This window comes from Litchfieldella qijiaojingensis, assembly GCF_014651875.1.
Classification (GTDB): domain Bacteria; phylum Pseudomonadota; class Gammaproteobacteria; order Pseudomonadales; family Halomonadaceae; genus Litchfieldella; species Litchfieldella qijiaojingensis.
This window is the reverse complement of record NZ_BMXS01000029.1, coordinates 1-21625: the sequence shown is the minus strand read 5'-3', so window position 1 is coordinate 21625 and position 21625 is coordinate 1. Positions and strand designations below refer to the sequence as shown.

Sequence of the window (21625 nt, the reverse complement as noted above, 5' to 3'; positions counted from 1 at the left end):
CGATGGAACTACCCGATTACGCCAAGCGAGGCGAGGTGGCCAGGTTGATTCCCGTGGTCACGGATACCAACCGGGAGCAGCGTGCTGCATCCGTGCTCCTTGCCGCCTTGCGGGGTGTGCATGAATTTAGGCAGACAATGCTGGGGTCACTCGGGCTGAGAGTGGGGAACCGAGCCACGCTGGATGCCTGGACCGAGGTAGCACTGGAAGCCGAACCGGAGGCACCCAAGAGTGATCGCCCCGATGGATTGATCGTGCTACACACCGGGCGTAAGCAGTGGTCGGCACTGATCGAAGCCAAGATCGGTAATGCCGAAATTGGTGAAGAGCAACTGAAGCATTACTTGCAGCAGGCCAAGAAGAACAAGATCGATGCTGTCATCACCATTACTAATCAGTTCGTTGCCATGCCATCACACCACCCGGTGAAGGTCTCGAAGACCCTGCTCAAGGGCGTTGAGCTGTACCACTGGTCGTGGATGTATGCGGTGACGCAAGCCACCTTGCTGCTGGAATCCGGTGAGATCGAGTCCCCAGATCAGAAATTTTTGCTTGAAGAGGTGCTGCGCTACCTTGGGCATGAGTCCAGCGGTATCTCCCGATTCGACAGCATGAATCGGGAGTGGAAAGAGGTTGTCAGCAAAGTGAAGAGCGGTGCTGTGCTCGGCAAGAACACTGAAGAGGTTGAGAACACCGTCTCAAGCTGGCATCAGGAGCAACGCGACCTGTGCCTGGTGATGAGCCGCAAGCTGGGCCGTCCAGTGAAGTTGAAGCTGCCCAAGGCACATCGTACCGACCCCGTGCAGCGCCTGAAGGATGATTGTGATGTCCTGGCAAAGGACAAGAAGCTCACTTGTTGTCTTGAGGTGCCGGATGCGGCCACTGACCTAGAGGTTGTTGCCGATCTGACAAAGAGAACCATTGTCTGCTCAATGCGTCTTGGCGCACCACAAGACAAAAAGCGTAGTACAGCACGTGTCAATTGGCTGTCACGTCAGTTGACCAAGGCGGAGCCGGACAGCATGTTCGTCAAGGCCATCCGCCCGGGACGGGCTGAAGAGTCCCAGGCACCGCTTTCACAAGTCTTGGGCGATGCGGAGGCACTGGATACACCTTCAACCAATGTGGTGCCCAGTGCTTTCGAGGTCTTCTACATGGCAGATCTGGCCCATCGTTTCTCGGGCAACAAGATCTTTATCGAGGAACTGGAAAAGGCCGTTCCGCATTTCTACCAGCAGGTAGGCCAGCGACTGCGGGCCTGGGTGGCGCCACCGCCCAAGCTTCAGCGTCGCGACCCGGTGGATTACGGATCATATGATGAGCCAGAGGTTGAAGTCGTTGCGGTAGAGGCTGAGAATCAGTTGGACGCTGCGGAATAAATAAAGAACGGCGGAAATATATGCCCGTGGAATGGTTTGCTTTGTTGTAGTGGAGCTTGCTGATGAGTTTTGTAGAAAGCACAAATGATGTGCGAGAAAGGGTTTCTGGCTAGTCCGTTTGAGGCGTTTCGCTGTCATGCCAAGTGGGTCATCGCCCTGCGCGCTGTGGAAACCATCGACTTAATGACCGCACGCTGGGCCCACCTGCCGTACGAGCTGCTGGAAACCGTCTCCAACCGCATCATCAACGAGCTGGAAGGCGTTTCCCGTGTGACCTACGACGTCAGCAGCAAGCCGACCGCAACGATCGAGTGGGAGTGATGGTGTAGGGCTAGCGAACAACGCCTAGCTACAGAGCATCATCCACCTCATACGAAAGCCTGCCCTCTCGGCAGGCTTTTTCATTGCAATCCGTTACAAGGATCGCTTTACTTAGTCTTAAGGCCGCTTAGACGGCTGCCGATAAGAAGAAAAGAACACGCAGATGAGAAGGGTCGCAGGGAAATGATGTCATCCCCGGGCGGTAGCGTGCCCATCTTTCTTGCCAAATCAGCCGTCTTCCTCATAGGAGGGCATGGTTCGATGTTTCGATTTCTCTGTGGGAGTGGTGCCGTTAGGCGCAAGAATTATTCTTATTTCTCTCAAGCTGAATGCTTTCCAATTCAGTAGAGATAGGTTTGTTCAATCAATTATCTGGGACCCGACAGCTACACGCTACCAGGTCAAGGCCATATTGTCCTGTAGGTAGTAGAGTATGTGATCTCGCCACACAGACATGATAGGTGGGTCTGACTCCGCAACTGTGTGGCGTCTCCCTTTGTGTCGCTGTACCGATTAGGACAGGCCGCAGGCCTGGGGCGGATTGGCTTATGCTTGGGGAACGACAGGATTGAGGCATCGCACTAGTGAGCGACTCAGTGAATGGCAATGGGCTTGGAAGAAGCAGCAACACTAGAGGTAACGGGCGACACAGTTCGCCCAGTCAGCCATGTGGGCAAGCGCGTCGGTGGTTATCTCTACGTCCATCGCAGTGCTTGCGACGCGCTCGATGAGGATGCAAGAGTTGTGCTTGCGCTCGCGGAGAGGCTCGTCGGAGAGGCTGACTGGAATGTAGCCAAGCTCAGTCTTGAAGACGAAAGTCTGTCACTGCTTAATTACGTGCAGTTTTTTGACAACGCATTCCCCGAGTTGGCTCGTAGCTACCGTATTGATTTAGCGGCCGAAACCGTGCGGGTGCTGGACTATCCTGAGGTTGCCAATCGTCCTGTACTACATCGCAAGGAGCTGCTGCTCAAACCTGAACACCCACGATATTCTGAATACTCCCAGCTGACGGCAGCACTCGAGCATGCCGGGCTTCTGCAGAACAGTCACGCCGTAGGCTATCGTCGACAGTGGCAGGAGCGCCTGACGAGCGGTGGCTATCGCATTGAAGGGCATACGCTAAAGGTTGTCGATGCTGAAGCAGCGCATAAGTTCGCAGATGTCCAACGTCATCGCACGGCGCTGCGTCGCTACGCTTTCTCGCGGCCGATGCAGGCGTTGGCGCGCCATGGCTACCTGGACGGTCGCCGTCCGATATTCGATTACGGGTGTGGGCGAGGTGACGACCTTCGGCTGCTCGAGATGAACGGCGTTCCTGCTAGTGGCTGGGACCCACACTTTCGGCCAGATGCCGAGAAGATCGAGGCCCTGATCGTCAATCTTGGCTTCGTCATCAACGTGATCGAACAACCGACGGAACGGGTGCGCGTGCTCAGGGATGCATTTGCGTATGCGCAGGAGCTGCTTGTGGTTGGTGTGATGTTACAAGGAGCGACGGCTGCAGAACATGCCGTGTTTGGTGATGGTGTACTGACCAGCCGGGGCACCTTTCAGAAGTACTTCACCCAAGAAGAGTGCAAAACGTTTATCGAGCATGTCCTCGATGTTGAACCGGTTCCGGTAGCACCCGGTGTATTTTTCGTGTTCCGTAAGGAACAAGACGCTCAGGCCTTTCTTGAACGCCGGGTAGTTAACCGTGTTCATTTGCATCATCTGCGCCAGCGAATGCCGGTGATCAGCCGTGAAGAGCGAGCAGAAGCGGCCTATCGGGAGCATCAGAGTGCGCTCGATCCTCTCTGGGAACGCTACCTCAGTCTTGGCCGGGCACCTCATCAGGATGAGGTCGGCAACCTCGATGATTTGCTCGAGCACTTCGGCACGCTGCGCCGCGCGCTCTCCTTTCTCGAGCGTTACCATGGAGATGCACTGATCGCCGAAGCGGCGCAAGCACGCGCTAGCGACTTACGTGTTTACCTAGCGCTACAGCTGTTTCGACCGCGTCAACGCTTTAGCAAATACTCACTGCGCATACAGCGGGATATCAAGGCCTTCTTTGGGTCACTACGTGCCGCGCGCGCGAGCGCCGAAGCCTTGTTGTACTCCATTGGCAATCCGGAGAACATACAAACCGACTGCCGTGCAGCCGCCGAAGCTGGCATCGGTTGCCTCGACGATGAACAGCGTTCGCTTACGGTGCACACGGAGGATGTGGAGCGCCTCTCTGAGCGTTTACGGGTTTATATTGGCTGCGCAACACAACTTTATGGCGACCCCCGGGCGGCGGATCTGATCAAGATCCACGCCGAGACCGGTAAGCTGTCGCTGATGACCTACGATGACTTCGAAGGCAGAGCTCTCCCGCTCATGGTGGAGCGGGTGAAGCTCAACTTCCGTAACCAGAGCATCGATCTGTTTGAGTACGGTGACGAATACCCGTCACCGTATTTGTATAATAAATCCTGCTATGTCAGTGAGGAGTTTCCGAACTACGAGGAGCAACAGGAGTTTGAGCGTAAGCTCTCCGAGCTCGAACTATTCGATTTCTCGGGCTATGGGCCACGGCGCGAGAAGTTTGATGCAGTACTGCGTAGTATACGAATTGAGGTACAGGGCTTTGAGCTCGTGAGCGCTACCGATATACCGGAGCTTGACGAGCCCTGTGGTAAGTATCATCGCTTCCGTGATTTCATCGAGTGTGGTGAAACGCAGGCTGAACACGGTATCCCAAACATCCCAAAAGAACCGGAAACCTACAATGCGCTTGCTCAGCTTGCCCATGAGGTGATCGATCCAGTCATGGACTACTTCGGGGGAATTAAACTCACTTATGGATTTTGTAGCGCGGAACTCGCTCGCAAAGTGCCAGGACGAATCGATCCTTCGCGTGATCAGCATGCGGGGTATGAGTACAATAGCCGGGGGAATAGGATCTGCAAGCGGTTAGGGGCAGCAGTGGATTTCCTTATCGAATATGAGAATATGGCCGAGGTGGCACTGTGGATTACAGAAAATTGCCGGTTCGACCGTCTGTATTTTTATGGCCGTAACTTCCCTTTGCATGTTAGCTTTGGTCCTGAATCCATCGGTCAGGTCGTGCAAGTGAAGACAACCAAAAACGGAAGAAGAGTACCGAAGGTACTTTGGTGTGCTCAAGAGGAATTGCGTCGTCTTGCATTCGTTATAAGCTAAGTATTTGTTTTTCTTTCAAGGCGGATGTATTGCCCTGGTCAAGAGTCTCAGATTCTTCTTCGGTCGGCTGCGGCTAACGATAATGACTCCATTTAACGATTAGCTCGAACCTTGTTTCATCTAGAAGCCTGAACCATCCCCTACGAAGATCTACCCTGGTCGACCTGCCATGATTGGGTGTCGAACGTGGAGACAGCTATTTTCATGATTCATAACTGTCCTCGGTAACGGTACAGCGCCAGATCTCATTGCCGTGGCGGTGCCCAAAGGACTATGAACTAAGGCTGGAAGCGCATTTGAACATGCCGACATCATTGGTTAGTAAAAATTATCGCAACTTTACCAATGTTCCACGATGGCCAATTATACTTGACTATTATATTAGGATTGTGAGATGGTTATGCGTAAAGCCAACAGTTTACCTGAAGATAAACTCGGCCCTTAGAGCAGTTCGAAGAGTACCACAAGACCCAGACAGGAGAGCTGGAAGAAGGCTCCGCTATCTGCCATTTGTGAGGTCGAGATGACTACGAACCCCCTTGTCGAATTCCTCGCTTCGTATGGACCACAGGCATCGTCGAATAACCTCTACGACGAGTTCGTCGTAGAGGCTGCAATGGACACCGGCTGTGCACCGCTCGAAATCGAGCAGCCGCTCGTGAACGAGCTTGCATCTATGTTCAAGTCGCAATCTCCGCGATCCGTGATCCTTACCGGAACTGCGGGAGACGGGAAGACCTACACCGCGCGCAAGGTCGTGGAGGCTATTGCCGGACCCGATGCCATCTGGCAGACCACCGACAAGATCTTCGATCTCTCGGTTCCTTCCTGCCCCGAGCGCAGGATTCGCTTCATCAAGGATCTCAGTGAGCTCAAGGAGGGGGATAAGGACACACTTTTTCCCGAGGTGAAAGCATCTCTTCTTGCAAAAGGCTCCGATACCTTCGTGATCTGCGTGAATGACGGTCATCTTCTGAAGTTCTTCCGGGACCGTGAGGTGGAAGGAGTCAAACTGCACGACCGCATCGCGGACATGTTGCAGAATGACGAGGAGCATGATCCAAATGGCCATTTCCGGCTCATCAACATGTCACGCCAGTCCCACCGTGACCTGTTCGAGCGGATCCTGGACGGGATCGTGGATCATCCCGGCTGGGCTGAATGTACCGGTTGCCATGCTCTCGACTCGGCCGAGCAGCCGTGTCCGATCCGCGCCAACCTAGAGATCTTGCGCCAGAAAGATCCCGCATCCATGCGAGCACGTCTCAAGGACATGATTCGCATGGCAGCCGCAGATGGACAACATCTTTCTATCCGACAGCTCATCCTCCTCACGGTGAACATCCTTCTCGGAGATCAGAAACCAGGCAAGGAACTCCTGACATGCCAGAAGGCGAAGAACCGTGCGGCCGATGATGACTATTGTGCCACTAACCCCTATGCAAACGCGTTCGGCCAGAACCTTCGCGAACGCCAGCGGCGACAGTATGGTGCCTTCGCAATTCTGGAGGAGTTTGGCATCGGTCTCGAGACCAACAACTTCTTCGATCACAGCCTGCTTTGGGATACCGATGAGCTTCCGGGCGATCCCATCTATGGTGCTCGTATCTTCGCCTCGCATCGCGAACGGTATCGCATCGATCCGAGCGCGAATGCTCAGGATTTTCGTCGGGAGATGCTCGATCAGAGACGGCGCTTATTCTTCTCCATCGACCCCGATTCCAAGATGGTGAGAGAAGATCCTCGTCGGAACCCTTGGAATCTCTCGGTCTTCAAGTGCGGCGCGACCTACATTAGGCTCGCCGATGGCGCTGAACAGGGGGCTGTCCCGAGGGACATCGCTCGCGACATCATCCGCGGTCTGAATCGCATGATGACGGGCGAGATGACGAACACCGACGACCGGCTCTGGCTGACCGAGCCTTCCGGGGTATATCTCGGTCGTGAGATTCCCCTTCTGGTCGCGCATGCTGGGCGTCAACGCGAAGGGCCTACCTTCATCAGCTTCCCGCCGATGCAAGGAAACGGGAAGGCGCCTGTCCTTCGGTTCACGCCTATGCAACGAGGCGATCTTGCGGTTGATCTACCTTTGCGACCCACGCTCGTTGAATGCATTCTGCGGATCGCGAATGGAGCGCTTCCGGCAAGCTTCTCCTCGGAATGCCGTCGGGACATTGAAAGGTTTCAGCTGAAGGCTGTGACTGCGATCCACGAGGCCTCTCGTCCCCATCACCCCCCTCCGCAAGAGGTTGAAATGGTGGGCGGCACACTCCAGAGTCGTCCGATCGCAGCGCTTGTGGAAGAGGAGAGTTGGTGATGCACGACGAGCAGGCAATCCCCCTTCCCGCTCCGCCCAAAGTCCTCGAGGGTGCCGACATGCGCGTGCAGGAGGTCATTTACGGCCACCGGCTCATCCCGGAGCAAGAGCCCTACATGATCCTGCTTGAAACGCTCGCGGTGTGCGCTGCGAAACCTCTCAGCACGGTACAATCCGAAGACAAAACTCACGAATCCTTCTCGTATGAATTGCCGCATCGCAGGAAGATGCGGTTCCTTCTCTTTGCCGATCGTCATCTCGAGAAGGTCGCGAATGACGACAGCATTCCAGATCATGAGAAATGGGAGGTTTGGAAGAGGCGGGCGAACAATCAGTTTCAGTCGAAGCACACAGGACACGATGACTTCGCCTTCCTCGACAGCGCGTTTGACAGGAAGGTTGAATCGCTCCTGCAGGCGGTACGCCTTCTGCGTTCACAGGAAGTCGATGTCATCCACAATCGCCGATGGACCTCCCGCTTCCTCGCCGTGACGGGCCCCGACATGATCTGTGCCGACATGCGGGAAGGCACGAACCGAAGTTGGTCGGTGGACCGGCGGTTCTTCGGACGCGGCGGTGAACTCGTCTACCTCATGCTAAATAGATCGTCGCGCGCGAAGCAGATCGGCGACATGGTTCAGAAGAGATTTCTCGATCCGGAGGATCCGATGAACCGGGTCGCTAAGTCTATCTCGGACCCGCAGTCCGATGTGTCGACGAGCACCCATATCGGCTATCTGCCACTCCGTCGCCACGCGGCCTACGACAGGCTCGCCGAGGATTGGCATGGCATCTTGAGCCTCGGCCTTCCAAATGGTCATTTGTTCGAGCCGCTTTTCCGCATCACTGGCCTCAACCTCGTCGTCTACCTTGCCGAGCGGGCGCGGGACGTGATCGGCATGGGCGAAGCCGAGCCGATCGTCGCGGATCTTACTGACGGCGCGGACAAGCAGCTGCGAGACTCCTCGAAGGAGCATCTCAACCGTCACCGCCAAGCGGCAATCAGAGCCGTCGAGGCCTTTATCGACAAGCGGGCAGCCCAGGATGAAGGATGGAACACTGCGGTATCACAAGGGGATGGCGCAGCGGCGAAGGACGTCATCGAGCGTCTCTTCTTCTACAAGGGCCGCAATGCCAGGCCGGCCGATCCCAAACGTCAGCTCAAGGCGCTAAATGATCAGGCAACGTCGCGCCCCAAGAACAATGCGCACAAGTATCTACTGCCTTTGGTGAAGGGCATAGGCCTCGCCACTTCGAGGCAGCGGATCGGCACTTGGTTCGGCATCGACGATGCCATGATCTTTGCGCTCGTCATGGCGAACGTTTCGCATACGATTGAACTGCGCGACTTCGTGGCCCGGCTCTACGAGCGCTACGGTATCGTAATTGGGCCAGACGAAGCGAGAAAGGCCTTCAGTCGCCTACCTGTCGGGGTGCAGAGCTTCGAAGCGAATCTCGTAGCCCTTGAGAACCGCATGACCCGCCTCGCCTTGACCCGACGCCTGTCCGACGACTGCGCTTTTGTGACAAACCCGTATAGGCACGATCATGACTAGCTCGACGTCAGTCTCCCAGAATCGGTGTGAACTCTGCGCGCCTGGAACCATCGAGGTGACCGAGGGATACCGCTGTGACATTTGCCACCGGAAAGGCGACCTGGTCGGGAAGGTCGTGTGGGATATCGTGGGCGCAGCGGTTCGAGAAGCGACCTCGAACGACCGCGTCACCTTCATGCTTACAGGGTTGTCCGCGGTCTTTCTCGAGGGCATCGCTCGGCAGGCTCCGAACAAAGGAGCGCAGATCGAGGGCCGATCTCTGCTATTGGCAGTAAACCCGCTCGCAGCGCCGCATCTAAGGATCCATTCCCCAGCCCGCTCCTCAGACGAGTCCGCCGTCCACTGGCGTCACAGTACGGCAGCCCAGGTCATTCTCTTCGCTCCATCAGATGCAGAACGAGAGGGCATCGGCGCAGGTCTCGGGCCCCTCGCGCGCATCGATGATCGTGCGATCGTCGATCACACGTCTGCGTGGCTTCAGGCCCTTGACGAGACTGGGTCAGCCGACACCTACATGCGGGCTATGCTCGAAGGCCTTAGAAGCTCGCAGATCTTCATCGATCTCGAGATGTGGGTCGACTTCGTCATTGCGATCCAGGATCAGGGCTTTGCCCTTCCCCCGCATCTCAGGATCCAGCACGCGGTGCCCGCCCTGCGGATCCCTCGTGGCGGGGTTACCAAACTGCCCGCCTTCAAGCTCGGCGGAAACCCTAAAGCGCGTACCAAGGATTTCCGCTCGGCGTTTCAGACCGCTCGGTCCGAGGTATCAGTCTTCGCCGGCCTGATGACCCCGAAGCAGGAACCCGTCGACACTCAAGCCGTGGGCGCGGCGCTCGCGGAGTTCGACAATCAGGACGACGAAGAAATCCAAGGTGCGCTCAAGGCCGTCAGAGCGCTTCTAGATGACGAAATCAACATCCGCCCAGGAGAGTGGCGGGAAAGCCAGAGGACTTTTTGTGAGCGCGTACCATGGGACCGGATTGGTGCCTCCCTCTTCATGGGCGGACGTAAGACCTCGCGCAAGAGCCTTGGCGTAGAGACCCTTGACTTCATCGAAGGAAATTACGCTGACGACGTCACCGACGATGACCGACGGCTCCTTGAGGAGCTGAAGGACACTATCCCGAAAGAACCCAAGGACGATGAGCTGGAATTCTTCGCCCGCTGGCAGGAGCGGCTGAACCATCCCAAGGTTATCAAACTCTACAAGGCATGGCAGAAGCGCCTCTTTTCAAAAGAGGTGATCGGGCACGACCTGCTTTCGGCCTTTTCCGATGGCTTCGAGGCCCTGATCATTGCCGGAGCGGAGTCACTCGCCGAAATGGACGACCCGCGGGTTCTCGTCCGGGCGAGCCAGCACAACAAGGCGATGTTCTGGGAAAGCCTCGATGCCGGGGCGCAGAAACTCTTTCGCTTCGAATTGAGATCGGTCCTCGGTCTGTTCGGTGAGAGGGTGCTCTGGGACCTAGATGCGTGCTTCCGGCATGATGCCGAGGGCGACTCGACCTCTGCGGACGCCCGGAAGGTCGACCTCGAATTGTACCTCGTCGAAGCATCCGACGTGAGTGACCTCGGCGCTCTCAAGACGCCGCCACGTGCTGCCCCGCGCGTCAAGACGACCTGGCAGCCCGGCCAGAAGCCTAAAGAGGAGCCGATTGCTCTTGCACTTCCGGACGACATCTCGTCCCTTGCCATCGCTGCGAAGAACGACGCGGGCCTGTTCCGCCGCCAGGTCTTCGCGCCGCGTGCGGATGCAGACGGTTCCCGAATCGCATCGACGACACTCCAGGACGTCAAGTCCTTTAGCGATGTCGCGCAAGCGCAGGATGGCCGAACATTCGACACGACCGTCCAGACGAGCGATGACGTCATAGGCGAGCTCCGGGTCAAGATCTCCGAACTCGCGAGCACGCGCAGCCTCGATCATGCTGCGTCCGTCGAGATGCTTTCCGCTTTGGATACATTCGATGCCGCCTACAAGTCCACGATCCTTGCCATCGCGGAGGATCCCAAGACCGGCTTTGAGGGCGATGCGGTGGCGGCACAGGCAAACGCGTTCGGTGCCCTTTGCACGGCTTGTCGACGGCATGCAACGAGCGACCGGTCGAAGAAAGAGCTCCGGCCGCTGGTCGCTGAAATCGGTATCGTCCCGTCCGATGGCTCCGATCGAATGGCAATCCTTACGGCATGGCATCCTTTCCGACTAGCAGAGCGGCAGGCCAAGATCCGGAACCTCGCCAAGTTCGTTGAGGCGGTTCTCGAGTCCCGAACGGCACACAACACCGACCTGACGATCGTCTTCGAAGAACGACGGGCACTGACGGCGCGATGGGTCTTCCCCGAGACGGCGGTGGTCGATGATGTCACCATGATCTCGGTAGAAGACGTGGCGGGATACAGCCTTCTCGTTCCGGCAGATTGCGTCACAAGGAGCCAGGAAGCGCTAGAAGGCTCGGCGCCCTCGGCGGCGGCAAAGTTCATCGAAGGCGTTAACCAGTATCTTGAGGTGCATCCGCACGAGTCGGCAAATTTGACTGCGGCGATCTACGATTCCGAGAGTCTCACGTTGCCCCGTGAGATCGCGCGATTGCTGGCACAGCGGATACACCGTGATCCCGACCTACGCTGTGATTTCGTAATCACACATCACGACCAGGCGCGACTGCGATCGATCTACCGCAGTCAGAACATGCGGCTCGACGCGGAGAACATCAGCGAGACGGCGAAGGGTTTTCTGTCGCGGTTGCGCGTTGATGTAAGGCCGAACAGGTCAGCGCAGGGACTGGAAGATACGATCCGCGATATGGACCTGGTCTTCCTGCACGACGCGGTCAGCCATCACGCCGTTCCGGAGTGGGAGCTCGAACGGGGAAAGACCGAAGACCTGAGCCCAGACTTCGACCTTGCGCCAGCGCGGAAGCCTCGGCGGCGACTCACGGAAGTCGGTGCGCCCGGAGTCGGAATCTACCTGACCCTGCCGCGGCCGCCCCGTTCTGTGGCGGAGTACCACGACCTCCTATACGAGATGGACAAGGCAGCTGTTCTGCCGAACGATAGCCATGCCGTTCTGATCCACCACGTTCAATTCGACAATGCGCATGTAGTAGACCTGATCCGTCGTGCCCACGAGCTGGCCGAGTGGGTCGTGACCTACGACAAGGTGTCCAGTCGAACGCTGCTTGAAAAATGCGGCGTGCAGATTATCCGGGATATCTCGGTGCCTGGGTCTGAGGGGCGCGTGATCATCTCAGCTGGCAAGATCGATGAACGTCTGAAGACGAACGTGCGCCAGGATCTCGTCGAGGCATGCGGGATCGATATGGAGGCCGCCACGCTTCTGGGTGACGTCGTGCTCAACGATGTGGTTCGGATTTCCGGGCAAAAGGTGCTGTCTGCCGCGCGCTTCGCCAATGCTTCCCATGAGATGATTGGCCTGAGCCTGATGCGGGCACATCTTGAGGCCAGTCTGCCCAAGGGCCTTCCGGAAACGGCGCGGCCGATCTGGGTGTCGCTGGACGACTATCGTGGCTGGTTCATGTCCGGCACAGGCAAGATCGCAGATGCCATCGGTGTGACCATCCTCGACACTGGAACCGGCTTCGAAATCCTGGTCCAGGTTGGAGAAGCTAAGTTCGTCGGCTTGGCGAACGAGATGGCGGAGACGAAAGAAGCCCGGAGACAGGTGCGCGATACTGTTGATCGGGTTCGTCGGATCTTCATCGATAACGAGGATCCAATCTCCCGGCAAGCCTGGTGTGCCCGGCTCGTCGATCTCCTCGTCAATCGGGAAGGCCTATCGGAGCGCCTGCCCGACGCCTTGAGACGCGCGGCATTTCTGGAAGCATTGGGTGCCGGAGATGTGACGTTCCGGCTCAGCGGAGAGGCGGTGATCTGCTTGCACGACGACCATGGGACATCTCCGAGGCTAGAGAGCGATATGGATCACCCTCATCTCCGCCATCACATTCTGCCCACGCCAATCATTCTGCAGACGTTGCGAACCGTCGCCGAGGGGGAGGTGCCGGATCGTGCGGAGTTGAGGGACGCCCGCTGGTATGCGGGCGAGTCGGCCACCCAGACAACTCAGGCCTGTATGAATGAGACAGAGATGAGTTCATCGGAACCATCGTTCGAGTCGTCGCCGCTGATTGGGACCGACCCTGGGGAGTCCCTTGGTAGCGACATTCCTTTCAAGGAGACCTCCTTCGCCCCTGTCAATTTCGAAACGGAGGTGCCATCCGAGACCGGCACCTCGGAGGAACGTGGGGAAGTTGAGACACAGGAGCTCCCCACTTTGATCACTGGAAAGGAAGCTCCGCGGTTCATCCCGACGCCTGTTTATGCCGTTCTGCAGGCAATGGCAGCTCGAGAGGAAGGAGCGATTGACGACCCTGAATCAATCACTTGGGCCGAAAAGATCTGCGAGGATACGCAGCGCGCCCTCAGCCATTTCGGAATGCAGGCACATTTCGCCGAACCACGCTACCGTTTAACTCCCAACGGTGCGCTGATCACCTTCCGTGGACATGAGACGCTGACTGTGGACAAAATCGACCGCAGGACGGGTGAGCTTCTTACCACCTATGGTATCGAAGTCGTTGATGTACGCCCCGGGCGCGGCAAGATCTCCCTGTTCGTAAAACGAGATCAGCGCGCTAAGGTGCCGCTCGCCTCGACGTGGCTTCAATCACCGTGGCCCGACCGGGAGCCGAGCGAGTTGACGAATTTCATCCTTGGAGCGCGTGAAGACGACGATCGTCTTCTGTTCCTGAACATTTCCGGCGAGTTCGGTGGCTATGAGGAGCACGGCCCCCATACGCTCATCGCCGGTGAGACGGGAAGCGGTAAGGGGATCCTGACTCAGGGACTGCTTCTCCAGCTGATTACCTTCAACGATCCCGACAAAGCTGAGCTGATCCTTGTCGATCCGAAGAAGGGTGTGGATTTCGGATGGTTGAATGGTACGCCCCACATGAAGGGGCCGATAATCACGGAAATACAGGAAGCCCAAGAAGCCTTCGAAGACTTGGTGCAAAGGATGGATGAACGCTATGAGCGCTTTGCAGAGGTGGGCGCTCAAAACATCACCTATTACAATCAAAAGGTGGCTCCCCAAGATCGAATGTCGCGCATCTTTCTCGTCCATGACGAGATGGGCGCTTGGATGGCGCAGGAAAAGGAGTATCAGGACGTAGTTCTTTCGGCCGTCGCCAACCTTGGAATGAAGGCTCGGGCAGCAGGAATTCACCTCATCCTAATCACACAGCGTGCCGACGCTGACGCTGTACCGACGCGACTTAGGGACAACATGAACAATCGGCTTTGCCTCAAGGTGCAAAACTCCACGGGATCTAGGATGGTCCTCGGTATCGGTGGAGCGGAAAAGCTCCTCGGTAAGGGGCATCTAGCCTGCATCATGGCAAATCAGAGTCCACCAGTAGGTCAGAACTTCTTCGTAATCCAAGTGCCCTTCGCTGAACCCGAAGACATTCAGGATCTCGCTAGTGCGGCGATAGCTTACTGGAGCGCACTGTACCCGTAGTAGTGGTACAGAGTTGCTATCATGCACCCAAACGGATAGCCGGCAAATGTAGTGGTCTAATGAATCCAGGCGGATACTAGCGTAGTTGGATGGGGAGGGTGTCCGCATTGAACTGAGAGTGAGCGAACATGGCTAGTAGAGCGCATCGGTTAATGAGGTAAGGCCTGCCTAGTACTAGAGGGCGCAACGAACCTTGCGCTGCGCCCTTTCTCGTCTTGCTTTGTCAAAGATGGCAGATAGCACACCCATCTACCTCATCCGGTGCTTTGACCTCGTACTGCCGCGGATCTTTCTCAAGATCTTCTAGAGTGCGTCCTTCGACCCACGTAAACTGCGCACCGTTGACGGGGTTCTCGTACATCTTGGCGCGCGCGAAGAGGTCGGGGTGGTTGCGCTTGAGTGCTTGCCACTCACCTTTCTGTTGATAAAAGCAAAAGTAGCAGCCGGAACGGGAGCGCCAGTTGTAGTACTTCGGCAGACCGAGGCCCGATTCTTCTAGCAGGCGCTGGATGTCTGTCAGCCCCATCTTGTGCTCCTTGAATGGATAGATGGGCAGGATGTTAGGTTTGTCAGAGAGAGCCGGTGGCTTCTTCGACTGTTGTGTGTAGCCCTCTCGATTCTCGTCGTGGCGAATACCGATGTAACTATATGCAGTATTGGCGCCAACGTAGTCCTCGAATGGCTGGATCTTAAGCACTCGGGTGCACCAGCGCGAGCGAGGGCTCGGAAGGTAGCCGCCATACACTTCGAGCCAAAGGTCAAAAGGGGTTCGATTCCCTTTTTTCTTTGCACCGAGTTTATCAAGAGCGTTCAGACGGACAATCTCCGTGCCGAGTACTGCTTCAAGCCGCTCAAGATACTCATCTGTTTCCGGTAGCTCGACACCAGTGTCGCAGAACACATACTCGACAGGGAGCTCTGGGTAGTGCTCGCGCATAAAGAGCGCGAGTGCTGTCGAGTCTTTGCCACCGGAGAGGCTGACAATGTGTTTGACGCTGGTATCGTTAGCTTTGGCTAAGGCTTCTTCAAGAGTTGCCATGTTCAGCCTCCTCAATTTGATCCAGCAAGCAACGTAGCTGCGCTTGCGCATCAGAGCGACCGATTAATTGTGAAAGGTTGCCCATCAAAGTTTGGATGCGATGGGTGTAGAGCTGGGTAATCGCAGCGCGGCCCTCCTGGGTGGGGGGAGAATCAAAATTAAGCGCGAGTGCTTGGGTTTCGATCTGGCTGACCAAAGCTGCAAAGCTGTTCCGGAAGCGGACGAGATCACTGTCGGTCCAACGCTGTGGTTTTTTCTCTGCAACAATGGCTGCGATTGCATCGGCAAATGCGTAATCACTGGAGAAGCGGCTCAGCGGTAATGTGAGTAGCGCCTTTGCGAGCCCCGAAATCTGATCACGAACATGTGGTGGCAGTGTTTGGCGCCAACGCTCAAATCGGGCCATTGTAGCGCTGCCCGGTTCTGCATCCGTTATTAGTCGAAGGTTGTCATCAACCGTAGCGAGAATGTTGTCACGGTAGTTATCGACGACGCTTGCAAGCGTTTTGGCAGCAGACTCGACCCAGCGAACTACACCGCCATAGTTCTCATTATCAACCCCGGCGAGCAAGGGGAAGCGATGGAAAAATAATTGCACAGGACTTAGCTCACTGTTCAATGCATGCTGCAGGCCCCGGACATCGGCTGGCATTTCGGAGGTGTCTAAGGCGCCGGGGGGGAGCTTGGCACGCCAGGCCTCAATGCCATCATATACCGCACGAACTAAGTCGCTTGCATTCAAGATGTCAGCACCGAAGATATCGCCAAGATTGATTAAATATTCGCGTGTCGACGAATCAAGTTTCATGACCGTCAGAGTGAAAGCACTCGGTCGGTGGCAAATGTTCTCGATGTGGCTGGGAAGTAGATCTTCCAGATAGTTTCCGCTTTCGTCGCTGATTGAGAGCGCAGAGGGGAAAGCCTTGAGCGCTGCCGCAAATAGAATCGGCATGACGCCATCGCGCATACCATAGGGAGGCTCTGCTAGCTTCGAGAAGAAATCAGCAAGGTCTTTAGGCTGCTCGTCTGGGATAGTTAGAAGATCCTTGAACTTCTGCCAGACTTCCTCAAGCGCTTGTTCTTGAAGGTCCTGCGGTTGTGCAAAGGCGTAGACGTCCTCGCCATCGGTTGCTTTTTTGTATAAGCCAGTATTGGAGAGTACCGTCCGGAATACAGAAGCATCCGCAAACTCTCCGATGATGCCGAGCCGTTCTTCACCATAGCGCTCTAGAATCCCCATGATCACTTTGCGCCGTGCGTTGACGAGTTGTGGGGACGGCTTGTGGCGGACGATCATCTCATTCTTGATGACCGGGGTCTTCCGGAAGTGGTTCTCGCAGATAGCGGAGAGTGTGCTTAATAGATCCGCGCGATCCGTGATCGCGTGCGATTGCCCCCCACTGAACCAAAGTGTCTCGGGCCCTGGTTGGGTGAGACGGGAAAGTTGGGTGTGCAGATGACTCTGAGTCTCATCAAGCATCTGCTGCAGCTCGGTACTGATGAGCGGATCCTCGGCGAGCAATGCCTCGTCGTTCTGCATCCGGGTCAAACAAATCAGCTCCGCCGCTGTGGCACGGATGTCAATCATCTCGCGCGGTACCGCGATAACCGTCAAGGAATCATGATTATTTAGCGCTGCTTGGCAGGCTGCACTGCAATCCTTCTCGTTCTGTGGCACTACATATAGAACACGACCATCGGCCTGCGCACGTTTTTGCGGTAAGCCATTTTTGCCGGCTAGCAGATCTTGTGCCGCGATGAATTCGCACTCGAAGTAGCGGCGGATGCTGTATTCGTCGTTGTAACGCACTGGCCGCCAGACGGCGGGGCGAAACTCTTTGTTGAGCAGTGCGAGGATGTCGAAGTCGCCCTCGAGGCGCGCGAGTTCCTCCTCAAGGCGGCTACGGAGATCGACATCGGTGCCGTGCCAGAGAGAGATTTGATCGGTGCGGCGACGATGCAGTAGGAGCTTACGCTCGAGCAGTTGATCGATCGTACGCTTGGCTGCAAGGTCATCACCGAGAGCGAACTCTAACAACGCGCGACTGACGCGGCTGCGCTCGCCGGAGAGACCAAGCTCAAGGATGCTCGCGGTCTTTAAGACGCGGATCTCAAATTTGTCGTCAACCTTAGAGAGTGCGCTTTCGGTCTCGAGCCACTTGCGATACGTACCACCGACCCCCGTATCCGCCTGCATTGCGGACGCAAAGTAGTCATACAAGTGTTCGGGGGTGACGGCCTGTTCCAAATCCGCCGAGAGCACAAAGCCAAAGAGGGTGCGCTCATGCTGTGCGGCGCGGGCAGCTAGGCGTGGCAAGATATGGAGCGCAGCCGGATGAAGAGGGTACGCGCGTGCAAGCAAGCCTGGCAGTTCGCCTTCAAGATCAGTCAGCAAGCCCACTTCTAGGGCCCGATCGGCAATGTGCTCATCGGAGTGTGGAAGGGAAAGCTCGCGCGGTTTGTGCGTGTCGACGATCTTGCCAATCAGACGGTACAGCTCACGGCTGTCGTCGACGTACTGGATGGGCTCGAAGCGGCCTTCGATCTTGCGCCACTCGCTCAGCATGGATTGGCTTAGGCCCGTCGCGTATTGCAGCAGCCCTTGATGCATGAGAAGGCCAAGCGTGACCGGTAATTTTTGGGTCCGTGCTGCGTACTCGGCCAACGTCTGAATTTCAGCCAAGCGCTGTGGGTGGCCACTGCGGATGAGCTGCTCGACGTGGCGCCCAAACTCATCCCACAGAAGAACGATACGATCGATTTGGTATGGCTCGGACTTCGAGGGTGCGCTTTTGTCTTTGAGATAATCCAAAACCGCAAGGGCCCCGGTGATACCTGTGACATCCATCTGCTTAAGTACTTGGGCAAGCTCTTGCATCCCCAAGCGTTGCAGCGAGGCGTACGCAGCGTCGCGTACGGCAAGACCAATATCTTGTATGGCACCTTCGAGCGCGATCACGACACCATGGATGTCACCTTGAGCGAGCCGCTTTTGGGCAAAGTCTCCGAGCTGTGGTTCAACCCGTTGTAGACGTTGGCCCACCGCCTCGAGCGTCGTTACGGCGTGCTTGCGGTTTTCTACGAGTTGCAGGAGATAGGTGGCGCTGATGGATTTGCCCGAACCGTACGGAGCGATAACGAAAAAGGCGCGGCTGTCGCTATGGCCACTGACGCCCCGGAGGAAAGCAATGGCTTTGGATGTCGGCTCGTAGTGGCCGATGCGCTCAGGTTCGCTAGCGTCGAATACGATGTTTATCGAGCGCAGAAAAGGGGTTTCTTGTTGCATGGCTATGCTGCAGCTACCTGAGCTTGAGTTCGATGGTAATAAGCTTCGAGCCACTCGACATGAGTGCGCTCGGCGACACGTAGGTTGCGTTCTCCGGCTGAGCCGATCACCCGCACGGCGCCCTCTGGAAGTTCCGCCTCTGCTTTTTCGACGACATCGATAAAGGCATCGAGGCCGAGCTGTAGGCAACGGCCAAGCCCACCTTCGACAAAGCATGCTTCCCGCAGTGGCAGGTCTCCCTCTTTCAGCGCATTGCTGACGCATAATGCGTAGCCGAGCATTTCCGCCGGGATGGTGGCGACGTCTATCTCGTTACGCCGATACAGGTGTGAGTCGCGGAAGTAGGTCAGGAGCCCCAAGCGCCGGAAGGGCGAGTCAGAGGCATCTTCCGGATCAGCGTGCTCGTTAGGAACGGGCACGGCGTAGGTCGAGAGTAAACAGGCGACATCGCGTTGCAGGGTCCGCAGAGCCGGTGAACGTTGCGACGAGGCATCTACATGGCGCTTGAGGGCTTCTGAACAGCTGATTCGATCGAAGCGTTGCGTGCTGTAGCGGGAGAAAAACCACTGCCAGCTTTGAGCCTCCTCCGGATTGTTCACGAGATTGATATGCAGTGCAATCCAGGTGCCGATCTGTAGAAAATAGGGGTCATGTTTCCAAATCAGCTTACCGAGCTCGGTGGGCACCATGATCTTTCCTTTTTTGCCCTTTTGGCTGGGTTGTGTCTCAGCAAGCCCGGTAGCGATGAGCCAATGGCGAATCGATTTTGCCATGTTTCGACCAACCCCTAGGGCGTCGGCAACATAGGGATCACTGAAGGCTTCCTGGTCGTTATTGATCAGCTTCAGACCCTTGTGAAGCCAGCCTTCGCGGACGGGAAACGTCTCGTGTCCGCCAAATCTCATGTGAAAATCCTCTTCAAGTATTCAGCTTCAGTGGCGACAACTGTTCCAGCGAGTTCCGCTTCTTCCTGTGTATTGGTAACGCCGAAGGAGAAACGAACGCTTGCGTATGCCTGTGCTTCGCTCAAACCCATCGCACGCAGTACGTGGGAGGGCTCGGGGCGGCCGGTTGTACAGGCAGAGCTTTGCGAGCAGTAGATGCCCTGAGCATCGAGTCGTCCGACTAAGGCTTGCCCTTCGATACCTTCAAAGCACATATTCGACGTGTTGCAGACACGCCTATCTTTGAGGCCATTAATGCGTACCCAAGGGCACAGGTCGAGCACTGTCTGTTCGAAGGTGCCTCGAAGTTTAGCCATATGAGCAATGGCTTCATGAAGTTCGCTGTAACGCAGCTCGAGTGCACACTGTAGCCCGGCGATACCGGCCGTATTCTCGGTGCCGGCATGCCAACCGCTTTGTTGGCCACCGCCGACACAAAGTGGATCGATGAGCTCCGGCTGCTTCGCGTAGAGGACACCGACGCCGGCGGGACCGTTAAATTTATGGGCCGTTAGGCTGAGGAAGTCAGGAGCGAGCGCCTCTACGGCGGTATCGATTTTACCTATTGCCTGAGCTGCATCTATATGCACGAGTGCGCCATACTCGCGTGCTAGTGCCGTAATCTCGCGGATCGGCTGAATAACGCCGGTTTCATTATTGATCCATTGGATGGAGACAGCCGCGTGGTGGTGCGTCGACAACTGCTGACGCAGTGCGTGTAAATCCACCTCTCCCTCTTCGGTGACCGCGATGATCTCTATAGCTGTGCCCTCGGCCTGTAGGCGCGTTGCACTGCTCAATATCGAGGAATGCTCGATTGTGCTCGTGATAATGCAACTGCCATGACGGGCTAGGGAGCGTAAGGCGAGGTTGTTCGCCTCCGTACCGCTTCCAGTGAAAACGAACTGATCATCGGAAGTGTCGAGACAGCTTTGTAGCGTCTCGCGGGCGCGTTGAAGGAGACGACGCGCGGGTTCGCCCTGCCGATGCCCACTCGACGGATTGCCGTAGGCTGTACGCAGAGTCTCGCACACGGCTTCGACCACCTCCGGTAGGGGGGGGGTCGTCGCGTTGTGGTCTAAGTAAATCGGCTGAGCGAGGTTTGTCATAGCCACAAAGGTATATGTTCTCATTCCTCTGGACAAGGTTTTGGTTGATACCCAGAAGTTAACGCACTCGTCACGAAGGCCTGCGCCGTACGCTGCTGCGCCGGTATACCTGCAATACGAAAGAGTACGAGAAAACAAGTGGTCCTCACTACCTAAAAGAGAAGAAATGTTTCGCTAATTCAAAGTGTTATGAGTTGGTGTCTTGATGCGCTATCGGCCTTCTGAAAGACATTTCGAGGCACTCTGAGGCCTTGCGGCACGTGCCTCAAGGAGATACCAAGGCGCTAAGATGCTGGAAGTGTTGCATAAAGTTACAGAGGCTTTGTTCTATGCATTGATGGACGGCTGGGGAGGGAACAGTCCACTTCGATGATTTACGGGCTTATAGTTCCAGCGACAACAGCAGTGAGTGGCGCTGGAGAATCACACCAAAGGTTCGGACCTTAGCTCCGAACCTTTGGGATCGAGCTCCGAACCTTTGAGGTCGAGCTCTGGACCTTTGGGGCTGAGCTCCGGACCTTTGGAGGTGAACTCCGGACCTTTGGGGTCGAGCTCCGGACCTTTGAGTCCTACCTCCGGACCTTTGGGCAGGTTACGTGCCCTCGCCACTCCCGCAGCGCTACTCATGCCCACCCGATCAGGTGCCGGAAGCTGTCGAACTGGTCCTGAAGCAAGCCGAAGTACTGTCGAACGGCTGGATGAGGCAATCATCCCCTAACCCCACCTTGCCGTGAGTCAGCTCTGTAGGTGACGAGCTCAGCTCCGTAGATAGCGAGGTTAGCTTCGTAGATAACGGGATTAGCACCGTAGATAATGAACCGCCCCGACTATCTCGGAGACTTTCTCGTTTGAGTCACGCTGCCTGAGCGGACTCGGTACTTTGTTGATAGTAGCGAGCTTCCGCCTCAGCGGGTGGTATGTTGCCAATCGACTCCAGCAA

General features: G+C 56.5%; 9 protein-coding genes and 1 pseudogene. 6 read left to right on the top strand and 4 right to left on the bottom strand.

What is annotated here, in order from left to right:
* Positions 1–2 precede the first annotated feature (2 nt).
* From IE093_RS19735 to IE093_RS19710, 6 genes and pseudogenes are all read left to right on the top strand, one after another.
* The gene (locus tag IE093_RS19735) at positions 3–1379 is read left to right on the top strand and encodes a hypothetical protein (RefSeq protein ID WP_229803779.1); all 1377 of its coding nucleotides are present in this window, start codon (positions 3–5) and stop codon (positions 1377–1379) included.
* Between the two features lie 141 nt (positions 1380–1520).
* Positions 1521–1700: pseudogene (locus IE093_RS19730) on the top strand (GMP synthase (glutamine-hydrolyzing)); the annotation flags it as partial.
* Positions 1701–2300: 600 nt separating this feature from the next.
* The gene (locus IE093_RS19725; protein ID WP_229803777.1) at positions 2301–4892 is read left to right on the top strand and encodes a DNA phosphorothioation-associated putative methyltransferase; all 2592 of its coding nucleotides are present in this window, start codon (positions 2301–2303) and stop codon (positions 4890–4892) included.
* A gap of 523 nt (positions 4893–5415) precedes the next feature.
* A complete protein-coding gene (locus IE093_RS19720) occupies positions 5416–7209 on the top strand; it encodes a hypothetical protein (RefSeq protein WP_189472242.1) in 1794 nt (597 codons plus the stop codon).
* Positions 7209–8765 (top strand): hypothetical protein, encoded by a 1557-nt coding sequence (locus IE093_RS19715; protein WP_189472240.1) that lies wholly within the window; start codon positions 7209–7211, stop codon positions 8763–8765. The genes IE093_RS19720 and IE093_RS19715 overlap by 1 nt, the downstream gene beginning before the upstream one ends.
* A 55-nt stretch (positions 8766–8820) precedes the next feature.
* Entirely contained in the window at positions 8821–14307 is a 5487-nt protein-coding gene (locus IE093_RS19710) for an FtsK/SpoIIIE domain-containing protein (protein ID WP_189472238.1), read from the top strand.
* A gap of 223 nt (positions 14308–14530) precedes the next feature.
* Here the strand turns inward: IE093_RS19710 and IE093_RS19705 are convergent, their stop codons facing one another.
* From IE093_RS19705 to IE093_RS19690, 4 genes are read right to left on the bottom strand one after another with little or no spacing between them, the layout of a single operon-like run.
* On the bottom strand, positions 14531–15346 hold the full coding sequence (locus tag IE093_RS19705) for a phosphoadenosine phosphosulfate reductase family protein (RefSeq protein ID WP_189472236.1): 816 nt from the start codon (positions 15344–15346) through the stop codon (positions 14531–14533).
* Entirely contained in the window at positions 15333–18632 is a 3300-nt protein-coding gene (locus IE093_RS19700) for a hypothetical protein (RefSeq protein WP_189472234.1), read from the bottom strand. Before IE093_RS19700 ends, IE093_RS19705 begins: the two co-directional genes overlap by 14 nt.
* Before the next feature lie 2 nt (positions 18633–18634).
* Entirely contained in the window at positions 18635–19537 is a 903-nt protein-coding gene (locus IE093_RS19695) for a DUF4007 family protein (RefSeq protein ID WP_189472233.1), read from the bottom strand.
* A complete protein-coding gene (locus IE093_RS19690) occupies positions 19534–20685 on the bottom strand; it encodes a cysteine desulfurase family protein (protein ID WP_229803787.1) in 1152 nt (383 codons plus the stop codon). The genes IE093_RS19695 and IE093_RS19690 overlap by 4 nt, the downstream gene beginning before the upstream one ends.
* Between the last annotated feature and the right edge of the window lie 940 nt (positions 20686–21625).